Genomic DNA, 10410 nt, shown 5'->3' with positions numbered 1-10410 from the left:
GCCGTTCGTTGTATCCAGTCATCGTCAGCCTGACGCCGCCAACGGCACTAAATCAAGACACCGACGGGGAAACCTGCATCGTCACCGGCAAAGACGCCCCCATCGCTAAACAATGCGACGCATAACACGCGGTCAGGACGTCATCAGGCCGTCCAACGGGAGCCGACGGCCGAGTTGCGCATCCTTTGCTGGCGGCCGCCCCGCGACTGAATCTGTGGCGCGCGCTTGTCGATAATGACATGTCCTTCTTCCTGGATCAGCGATTCGTCCGAACAGGCTTCTTCGAGCTGACGGAGGAGTCCGTGTCGATCGACGACGAGCCGGACGGCGCCGTCCTGGTCCGCATTCGCTACCGCACGGCCTTCGGTGACGAAGTGCTGCATTCTCAGCGGATCCTCCGGGTATCGCCTGATGAGTTCGAGTTCGTCGAGACCGTCAAGCTGCCCGAGGGCACAGCGGACGGGCTCCGCGTGGGGGTCGAGTTCGAGTTGGCCGGCACCTTCGACGACATGGAATGGGTGGGGCTGGGGCCGTGGGAGAACTATCCAGATCGCCGAGCCTCCGCGTTGCTCGGCCGATGGACCTCGACCATCAACGACGCAGCGGTGCCGTACGTGCTCCCGCAGGAGAACGGCGGGCGTGGCGACGTGCGGTCGGTGCGTCTCACCGGCCCGGTCGGAGTGGTGACCACCACACACGATTCCCCCATGCAGCTAACCGTCGCTCGCCACACCGTCCAAGAGCTCGAGGCGGCAAAGCACTGGTGGGAGCTGCCGGAGAGTCGCCGAACCATCGTGCAGCTCGACATTGCGCACCGAGGCCTCGGCACAGCCCAGCTGGGACCTGATACGCGACCGGAATTCCGGCTGACCGACCTTGAGTACCACTGGTCCTGGCGCCTGCGAGTGGGGTCGGCAGCGGACACGGAGAGCCACCCGCGCGATTGAGAGCCTCACCGAGCTGCGTCGAGAGTGGGGGGCCACACTGCTCGACGGCGCGGCGAACCACGGCAGGACCCCGTACCAATGCGCTGCGCCGGCTTCACACCTGGGTGACGAAGCGTGCGAAGCCAAGGCGGATGTCGCGTAGGAAGATGTTGGATCCGCTAGGTTCATGTCGTGTTCTTTGAGGAGGCTGGGGACGCGACACCTGATCGTATCCCCAGCCTTCGGTTATGGGGGAGGGGCGGATGACCTGGGGAGAGGTTGGTAGGAGCAAACGTAGCCGGGATCTCCCAAGCTTCACCTGTGGCACTACCATTGGACCCCCGATGAGCCATCCGGCCAAAGGCACCTTTAGTGGCAACCCAAGGAACCTGTGACACAGAAGGCCGCGTCCGGGCAAAGGCCATCACCGCCGGGGACCTAAACGCCCAGGCGTGGGCTTGTACTCCTGACTATGAGGAGCGGTGAAGGTGTGGGGACGTCGCGCAGGCGGTCCGTTTCCTGGTTGAGGAGCGCTTCGACGCAGAGTGATCCAAGTGCTTCGAAGTCGTGCCGTACGGTAGTTAGAGGCGGGTAGAAGTAGGAGGCTTCGGGCTGGTCGCCGTAGCCAACGATGCCGAACTCTTGCGGGATTTTGAGACCTGATTCCTGAAATCCTCGGAGTAGGCCCAGTGCCATTTGATCGTTGGCCACAAACATGGCGGTGACACTGCGCATTGATTGCAGGAGTATCGCAACTTCGTAGCCGCTCCGGGCGCTCCAGTCACCTTCGATGAGTGTGACCGCTTCCAATCCCGCTTCGTGTAGGGCGTCCTGCCACCCAGCGGCGCGTTCTACGGCGTCATGCCAAGCCAGCGGGCCGGAAAGGTGCCCTATTTGGGTGTGTCCTTGGTCCAGGAGGTGCTCCGCCAACCGGGCTCCAAGCCGCTGCTGAGAGTCAACACCCAGGTGCCCGTCGCTGGAGGAGCATCCGGCAACTACCAAAGGGATGGGATGGGCAATATGCTCTAGGGCGCTTGGAACGTTCTGATGGGGAGTAAGGACGATGACTCCTACTACTGGTTCTTGAGCGAACTTTTCGAGTGGCCGTTTTTGTGCTTTCCATTGTCGTGTTGGACATCGAAGCGATGCTGACGAAATATCCGGCGCTTCTGGCAACCCGCTCCACGCCAAGCAGTGCCTGCATTTGCCCGTACCCTGCGAGGTTAGTGGTGAGAACACCAGTGGTCCGGGAACTGCGCGTCCGGAGGGTTCGCGCAATGGTGTTGCGCTGATATCCGAGTTCTTCGACGGCTGACTCCACTCGAGCCCTGGTACTTGTGGCTACGTGCGGAAGGCCATTGAGTACGCGGGATACCGGCTGGTGGGATACGCCCGCAGCCCGTGCGACGTCCTTGATCCCTGGTGTCGGGGGACGTGTGGATCTGACTGCCATGATGGCCTTTCAGGTTTGTCCGACCTCACCCCCCCTGTCCGGCAGTTTGCCCGGCTGACTCTGGAAGGAAAGTCCGCCACATGGTGCATCCAACGGTGTTTCCACCCGGAGGTCGTTTCACGTATCGCGGTTCTTTGCCGCTCCCGGGAACACGTTCGTCTGGATCCCACTACCGGCCGGTGGAGGTGACCCAGGAGACCACCACGTGCGCATCCTCTTGGAGTTTAAAAATGGCGCAGCCGGGTGGTTCCCTGACGTGCGCCCACGCTGCCGGGCTAACTGACTAGCCCGAATATGGTGGGCTCCGCCTTAGCTACTTGGGGCCCATTCGAATCGCACCGTCAAGGCGGATGGTTTCGCCGTTGAGCATTGGGTTGTTGATGATGTGGGTGACCAGAGCAGCGTACTCGGAGGCCTTACCAAGTCTGGAGGGGTGCGGGACTTGCTGACCGAGAGACTTTTGGGCCTCTTCAGGCAGGGCAGACATCATGGGGGTTTCGAAGATGCCGGGGGCCACAGTCATCACGCGGATGAGGTGACCGGCCAGTTCGCGGGCCAATGGCAATGTCATTGCTGCAACGCCACCCTTGGAAGCGGCATACGCAGGCTGGCCGATCTGTCCATCGAAAGCAGCCACCGATGCTGTATCGATGATGACCCCGCGTTCGCCATCAACTGCATCCGTTACGGCAATCTTCTCCACAGCGAGTCGGATGACGTTGAAGGTGCCGATCAAGTTAATGCGCACCACCCGCTCGAAATCGGCAAGAGGCAGAGCCCCGTTGCGGCCGAGGACCTTGCCGGGAGCGACAATGCCGGCGCAATTGACGACAATGCGTAGAGCTCCCAATGAGGCTGCGAAATCCACTGCGGAGCCGATTTCTTCGGCGGATGTCACATCGGCAGGCAGGAAATGGGCGCCGCTTCCGAGAGTCTTCGCTACGATTTCGCCCTCTGATGAAGGCAGGTCCACCAGTACCACTTGAGCTCCCTGGCTATGCAAGGCGGTGGCGGTGGCTTGGCCGAGCCCGGAGGCCCCTCCGGTGATTAGGGCAACTGCTCCGTTGATGTTCACAACGCTCTCCTAATGGTCAAAGATAATCGGGGTCATTTAGTGGGTGCTTTCGAGGGGGCATGCCGGATCAGGGCATCATCTTGACCGCCCCCGCGGCCGGCAACTTTGAGGGCGAGGTACAGCACTCGAGGCATCACGCGCCGGGGTTCGGCAGCGCGATGTCCGCATTTCCGGCCCCAGCGGCAGCGAATGGTGTGGGCCCAGCGCTTGTCGGCGGCTGTCCTGCCATGGCGGCTTTCCATCAACTCCCCAGAGCGCGCCGCTTTCGCAGAACGTACCGCTGCAACTTCCCTGAGGGCGTCTTCGGCAAATCTTCCACGAAGTGGATGTGTCGGGGGTAGGCATGGGCTGCGAACTGCGTCTTGACGAGCTTTTGAAGGTCAAGGATTAGGTCGTCGCTACCGGCAGTCCCCTCCGAAAGAACAATGTAAGCTTCCAGGACCTCACCACGGAGCTCGTCAGGAGCGCCGATGACGGCACATTCCTGGACGGACGGGTGGCCCGCGAGGATGCTTTCGACATCGAAGGGACCGATGCGGTACCCGGCCATGATGATGACATCGTCATCGCGCGATGAGAAGAAGTAGTTTCCATCCTCGTCCTCTTTGCCGGCATCTCCGGTGAAGTACCATCGTCCATCTGCGCTAAACCGTTCAGCGGTCTTTTCCGGAGCCTCCATATAACCGGCGAACCACATGAGGGGACTACCTGCGACGTCGACGGCCACGCGACCCATTTCACCTGCTGCGGCGGGTTCATCGGTGTTGTCTTGAAGGACCGAACAACTCCAACCCGGTAGGGGCCTGCCCATGGAACCTGGCCGAAGTTGGCCCCGGAGGCTGTCGTGCCAAGCGTTTACGATCATCATTCCGTGTTCAGTTTGGCCGTAGTGGTCCCTCACTGGGATGCCAAAGGCTTCCTCAGCCCAGGTAATTACCTCCGGTGTCAACGGTTCCCCAGCGGAGGATGCGCGACGCAGCCGAATATTTTTCGCTGAGGCTTTAGTCGTTGATCGCATGGTCCGGTATACCGTGGGTGCCGCGGCGAAGTTAGTGACGCCGAAGCGTTCCAACACACCAAAGGTGAGTTCGGGGGAGAAGCCTGCATGCAAGAGCAGACTACGCCGGCCCGCTGCTAGAGGTCCCAGGATCCCGTAATAGAGGCCATAGGCCCAACCTGGGTCTGCAGCATTCCAGAATACGTCATCCTCATTCACGTCCAGTCCGAGGTCAATGTACTGGCGGAAGGAGGCCAACGCCCGAACCGGGACTGGGACGCCTTTCGGCGAACCAGTGGTACCGGAAGTGAAGATCAGCACCAGGGTGCCGTCTCCTCCGATGGCCTCCGCAGGGATGCGCGGCCGTGGGGTTGCGAGGAGTGTGGCGAGGGCGAGGTCGGGTGCTGAAGCATTCTCCCCAGCTACGATGACCGTCGCGCTTGTGTCCTTGATCTTCTGACGCTGGTCGGCATCCGTAATTATCACTTTTGCCGTCGACGATGTCAGGCGCATCTCAATTGCCGGCCATGCGAATGCCGTGAACAGGGGTACATGGATCGCACCACGTCGCCAGATGGCCAGCAGCATCACCACCAGATCGGCAGATTTGCTCATGAGCGTAGCCACGGCATCCTGAGGGCCCACCCCCAATTCCGCCAAAGCTGCAGCCCCTTGTTCTGACCGTTCGCGCAGTTGCCCGTAGGTTATGTCCGCACTGGTCAGGTCGGCTTCTATGATTGAAAATGCAATAGCGTCCGGATCATGACTATCGCAAAGTAGATCGGCAGCGCAGGCGTCGTGCGCACTGTACTGAGCAATGAGTGCCTCAGCTGTGGGGACCTGAAGGGACATCGATTCTCCTTTGAATGGTGACGTTAGGTAAAGACTGACGCGGCATAGGCAGCCCGCGACGGCACCTATATACAGGCAGGCTTGAAGTAGGTACGCGGCCTGACCGTTTTAGGTGGATTCTCTTTGGATGACTTGCAGGGGGAGGTCTCGGTTTGTGGCGTGGGCGGGGTTGCCGGTGACGGCTGCGATGATGCCGGCGACTGCGGCGTGTGCTGCGCCGCTGGCGGGGTATCCGATGGTGCTTAGTCGCGGGACCATGACCTGGGATAGTGGGGTGTTGTCGACTCCGATCAGGGCGAGGTCCTGGGGGATGTGGCGGCCGCGGACCTGGGCGGCTGCGATGAGTGCTGCAGCGACGTCGTCGTTGTAGCAGGCGACGGCGAAAGGTGTCTGGCCCATGGAATCGAGGGCTGCGAGGGCTTCGCCGCGGTCGATGCCTAACTTGAGGATGACGGGCTCGGGCAGGCCGCGGTCGCGGCATTCGTCCCGGACTCCTTCCTCCCGGTCAGCGCCGAAAGGATCTTGACGGGAATCACTGAGGTGGGCGTAGGCCAGCTTGCTGTGTCCGCGGCCGATCAGATGGCCGGCCTGGAGCCTGCCGATCTCGTAGTCGACGCTGCGATGATCGGCCGGGGGCGCGGCGTCGAAGAACTCCACTCCGCGGGTCTGCAGGATCTGCCGCTCCTGAGTTGTGAACGGCGCCAGGGAGAGGACGCCCCGGGGGTTCAAGGACGAGATCAGCCGGTCGAAGGACTGCGGTGAGTGCGTGGCCAGGCGCAGGACCAGTGTGAGCCCGTGCTGCGCCAGTTCCTCGGTTGCGCGTTCGAAGATGTCCTGAAGATTCCCGCCGAACGTCGTGTCGGGAATCAGGGCGATGACCAGGTCGCTGGTTCCCCGCACCAGGCTTCTGGCGGCAGCCGATGGCTGATAACCGAGCTCACGGGCGACTTGCTCGACCTTCTCGCGGGTCGCGGTGGCGAACTTGTGGCCCCGCCCGTTGAGGATCTCGCTAACGGTCGAACGGGAAACGCCCGCACCTCGTGCAACGTCATGACTGGTGGTGACCACGCACCCTCCTCCTCCTGGAATTGAGTCCAGCCTACACGAGTGTCACGTGACAAAGACCACAGCACTGTGTATTGTCACGTAACAACATCGGATTACCGATGCATCCCGACACCGGGACGGCTGACTGAAGCCCGCCCGGTTTTCACAACAATGGAGTTCTGATCTATGTCACGCGAACCTTCTGAGGAGTCCTCCTCGCCATTGTCCGCCCCTGAAGCGTATGAACTGCCGCTGAACCAGTCGGCGACGATCCAAGTAGGAGCCGAGCGTATCGGCGAGGCTTTGACCGATAAACCGGACGATGATCTGCCGAAGCTGCGCACCGGCTACCTCTGGGCGATCTACATCGCCCAGCTGACGCTCTACATCGCCTTCATCGTTCCCATCGCCTTTTCCCTCGCGATCAGGGTCGCTCAGGTCGCCCCGGAGAACCGGGACGCGATCCTCGCCCTCGCGGTGGGCCTCCCCGGCCTGTTCGTCGTGATCGGCACCCCGATCGTCGGCATCTTCAGCGACCGCACACGATCCCGCTTCGGGAGGCGACGGCCCTGGCTGCTCTTCGGCAGCATCCTCGGACTGGTCGGGTCCGCAGCCATCGCGCTCACTGGCGATGTCACGAGTCTGGTCATCGGATGGTGTGTTGCTTACACCGGGTACGGCATTGCCTCCTCGATGCTGAACACGCACCTCGGTGACACCCTTCCGGCGCTTCAGCGCGGACGCGTGATGGGAATCCTGGGAGCCATCACACAGATCGCACCCATTCTGGGCATCTCCATGGCCGGCGCCCTGGTCACCAGCCCGATCGGGCTGTTCCTCCTGCCCGCCGGCATCGCCTTCGTCGGAGGCCTCTTCTTCACCCTCGTCATGAAAGACCCCAAGGTCAACACCCCCCGGCCGGAACTGAAAATCTCCAAGATCTTCGAAGGCTTCTACTTCAACCCCCGCCGGTACCCGAACCTCGCCTGGGTATGGATCAGCAAAGCATGCGTGTTCCTGGCCATCTCGATGGCCGGCCTCTACGGCGTCTACCTCCTGACCAGCCGCCTGGGCATGACCCCAGCCGAAATCGGCGCACTGCTCGCCGTCACCGGCCTGGCCAGCGTCGCCACCGGCATCCTCGGCGCCGTCGGCTCCGGATACCTCTCCGACAAACTAAAAACCCGCAAACCCTTCCTGATCTTCAGCGCCATCGCACTCGGCGGAAGCATGATCATTACAGGCACCGCCACCAGCGTCCCCCAATACATCCTCGGAGGCCTCCTGCTCTCCCTCTCCATCGGCGTCTACGGGGCAGTAGACCAAGCCCTCGCCCTGGACGTCCTCCCACGCGAGACCGATGAAAACGGCCGCTTCCTCGCCATCATCGGAATCGGCAGCACCCTGCCCCAAGCCATCGGCCCCTTCGCCGCCGGCCTCGTCCTGGCACTAGGCTCCGGCAACTACACCATCGTCTACATCGTCGGCGCCATCATCGCAGTCCTCGGAGCACTCCTCATCCTCCCCATCACCGCCGGACGCCGCGCCGACCTCGACACCCACAGCATCCAAATCATGAAATAACACAAGGGAGCGAGCATCAATGCCCGCCCCGATAGCGCATAACCCGAACCCTCAAGACGGACAGACCAGCGAGGTCCGTCGTGTGAAGACAGACAAAGAGAACGGCCATCACAATGACTAGTGAGACCACAACGTCACGTTTCCCCGCCGGCTTTCTGTGGGGTGCGTCGACTGCCGCCCACCAGAACGAGGGCAACAACACCATGAGCGACTTCTGGGCGCTCGAGCAGCTGCCGGGGTCGGTGTTCGCAGAACGCAGCGGCGACGCGCTCGACCTCTATCACCGCTGGAAGGAGGACGTCGACCTCGTGAAGTCGCTGGGGCTGACGGCGTTCCGCTTCGGCATCGAGTGGGCCCGCGTCGAACCGACGCGAGGACAGTTCGCCAAGGCCGAGCTCGCCCACTACCGACGGATCATCGACTACTGCCTGTCCGTGGGAGTCGAACCGGTCATCACACTCCACCACTTCACGAGCCCGCTCTGGTTCGCCCAAGCTGGTGGATGGGGATCGGACGAAGCGGTCGACCGTTTCGGGGACTACGTCGCCGCCGTCGCCCCGATCCTCGAGGGGGTGACCTGGGTGGCGACGATCAACGAACCGAACATGTTCGCCGTCATGTTCCAGATGTCCACGCCACTGCAGTACCCCGACCCAGCGGCTGTCGTTGCCCAGATCAATCAGTCGATGGCTCCGGTGAATGGCGATGCCGGCATCAACGCCTTTACCATGCCGGAGCCGGAGAGCATACCGACCCAGGTGATGATCGCCGCTCACGAGCGTGCCCGGGCCATCCTGCGAGAGAAGACGTCGGTGAAGGTCGGCTGGACGATCGCCGTGCAGGGGCTCGTCGCCCGCCCCGGCTTCGAGAGCGAACTGGCCCGCTACCAGTGGGTCTGGGAGGACGTGTTCCTTGAGGCATCCAAAGATGACGACTGGGTGGGAGTGCAGTCGTACACCAGCCAGCTCGTGGGCCCCAACGGGCTCGAGGGTGCACCGGAAGGCGCGGAGCTGACGCAGACAGGGTGGGCATACCGGCCCGACGCTCTCGGGCTGGCCCTTCGTCACACCTGGGAGGCGACGGGTGGCACCCCGATGATGGTGACCGAGAACGGGATCGCCACAGCGGATGACCAGCAGCGGATCGACTACACCACCGGTGCGCTTGAGGGACTCGCGGCGGTCCTCCGCGACGGCCTGGATGTGCGCGGTTATCTGCACTGGACCCTGATGGACAACTTCGAGTGGGTACACGGATATGAGAAGACGTTTGGTCTGATCGCTGTCGACCGGACCACGTTCGCCCGGACTCCGAAACCGAGTGCCTACTGGCTCGGCGATGTTGCCCGGACCAATGGCAGCGCCATCCGATCATGACCGCATCTGCAGGCGCGGTGTCGTCCGAAACTGCGCGAACTCAGCGATGGGCGGCGATCGGCACTGGGGCCATTTCGCGAAGCGTCGTACCTGACATCCAAGCCTGCGAGGGCGTGGAGGTGGTGGTGGTGCACAGCCGTGATGCTGACAAAGCAGCACGGTTCGCCGCCGAGTTCGGGATCGATCGATCCACCGACGATTACGAAGGTCTCCTGGTAGATGACAGCATCGACCTCGTCTACCTCGCGACCCCGTTCGTCACGCATCATCGGATGGCACGTGCGGCCCTCGAAGCGGGAAAGCACGTCCTCGTGGAGAAGCCCATCACGATGACGTCTGCCGACGCCGCTGACCTGTTCGACGTCGCGGCCGCACATGATGTCTTCCTTATGGAGGCGATGTGGATGAAGTTCAGTCCCGCTTTCCTCCGTCTCAAGAAGGAGATCGCCGACGGCGTGATCGGGCAGCCTCGAAACCTTCGCGCGAGCTTCTGCATCCCTTTCCCCGACGACGAATACGGCAGCAAGTGGGATGTGTCCAGAAGCGGCGGAGCTCTACTCGATCAAGGGATCTACCCGATCACCCTCGCACAGTCGGTCTTCGGCGAGCCGATCGGAGTCGCTGCGTCCGGGACGGTCCGCGGGGACGGCCTGGACGTCGCGGAGCATTTCACTCTCGAGTTCTCCGACGGCCGGTTTGCGCAGTGCTCCAGCTCGATGGGGGAGTTCAGCGAACTTACGGCTTCTGTCGGTGGTGAGACAGGGTGGCTGACCCTCACCCCGCCCTTCTGGGCCACGACCGACTTGGAGATCCACGCCCGCAGCCCCCATCAGATCTTCCGCGCCCCGGAACTGATCGAGTACCCCCGGAAGGGCAGCGGATACCGCCCAATGCTCCGGGCTGTGCGGGATGCCATCAGCGCCGACCTCACCCAGCATCCCGCCCACACCGCCGCCGAGACCATCGCCGCCATGCGAACGATCGATCAGGTGTTCGCGCAACTTCGCGTATCACCTCCCCGAAATATGAAAGAAAAGCAGATCCATGCTGAACACCCCCTTCCGTGACGCGAGTCATCCAACCTTCTCCGTCCGCCCCGA

At 62.4% G+C, this 10410-nt stretch carries 9 protein-coding genes; 4 read left to right on the top strand and 5 right to left on the bottom strand.

The window, feature by feature from the left end:
* Positions 1 to 185: 185 nt before the first annotated feature.
* On the top strand, positions 186 to 947 hold the full coding sequence (locus LQ144_RS09525; RefSeq protein WP_290369742.1) for a hypothetical protein: 762 nt from the start codon (positions 186 to 188) through the stop codon (positions 945 to 947).
* Positions 948 to 1364: 417 nt separating this feature from the next.
* On the opposite strand, the gene LQ144_RS09520 is transcribed toward LQ144_RS09525, so the two are convergent.
* From LQ144_RS09520 to LQ144_RS09500, 5 genes are all read right to left on the bottom strand, one after another.
* Positions 1365 to 1991, bottom strand: a complete 627-nt coding sequence (locus LQ144_RS09520; RefSeq protein WP_230118368.1) for a substrate-binding domain-containing protein — start codon at positions 1989 to 1991, stop codon at positions 1365 to 1367.
* Entirely contained in the window at positions 1882 to 2379 is a 498-nt protein-coding gene (locus tag LQ144_RS09515; protein WP_230118360.1) for a LacI family DNA-binding transcriptional regulator, read from the bottom strand. Before LQ144_RS09515 ends, LQ144_RS09520 begins: the two co-directional genes overlap by 110 nt.
* A 313-nt stretch (positions 2380 to 2692) precedes the next feature.
* Positions 2693 to 3454, bottom strand: coding sequence for an SDR family NAD(P)-dependent oxidoreductase (locus LQ144_RS09510; RefSeq protein ID WP_230118358.1), 762 nt, complete (start codon positions 3452 to 3454; stop codon positions 2693 to 2695).
* A 241-nt stretch (positions 3455 to 3695) separates the two neighbouring features.
* A complete protein-coding gene (locus tag LQ144_RS09505) occupies positions 3696 to 5303 on the bottom strand; it encodes an AMP-binding protein (RefSeq protein WP_230118356.1) in 1608 nt (535 codons plus the stop codon).
* Positions 5304 to 5411: 108 nt separating this feature from the next.
* Positions 5412 to 6371 (bottom strand): LacI family DNA-binding transcriptional regulator, encoded by a 960-nt coding sequence (locus tag LQ144_RS09500; protein ID WP_230118354.1) that lies wholly within the window; start codon positions 6369 to 6371, stop codon positions 5412 to 5414.
* A gap of 165 nt (positions 6372 to 6536) precedes the next feature.
* Between LQ144_RS09500 and LQ144_RS09495 the strand changes: the two genes are divergently transcribed.
* The 3 genes from LQ144_RS09495 to LQ144_RS09485 all read left to right on the top strand — a co-directional run bounded on the left by LQ144_RS09495 (position 6537) and on the right by LQ144_RS09485 (position 10377).
* The gene (locus tag LQ144_RS09495; RefSeq protein WP_230118352.1) at positions 6537 to 7934 is read left to right on the top strand and encodes an MFS transporter; all 1398 of its coding nucleotides are present in this window, start codon (positions 6537 to 6539) and stop codon (positions 7932 to 7934) included.
* A gap of 113 nt (positions 7935 to 8047) precedes the next feature.
* Complete coding sequence (locus tag LQ144_RS09490) at positions 8048 to 9310, top strand: family 1 glycosylhydrolase (RefSeq protein ID WP_230118351.1); 1263 nt, start codon at positions 8048 to 8050, stop codon at positions 9308 to 9310.
* On the top strand, positions 9307 to 10377 hold the full coding sequence (locus LQ144_RS09485; protein ID WP_230118350.1) for a Gfo/Idh/MocA family oxidoreductase: 1071 nt from the start codon (positions 9307 to 9309) through the stop codon (positions 10375 to 10377). The genes LQ144_RS09490 and LQ144_RS09485 overlap by 4 nt, the downstream gene beginning before the upstream one ends.
* Positions 10378 to 10410: the final 33 nt, after the last annotated feature.

Origin of the sequence: Arthrobacter sp. Bi83 (assembly GCF_918698095.1) — a bacterium.
GTDB lineage: Bacteria > Actinomycetota > Actinomycetes > Actinomycetales > Micrococcaceae > Arthrobacter.
The sequence above is the reverse complement of the archived record's forward strand: the minus strand, read 5'-3'. Positions and strand labels throughout refer to the sequence as shown.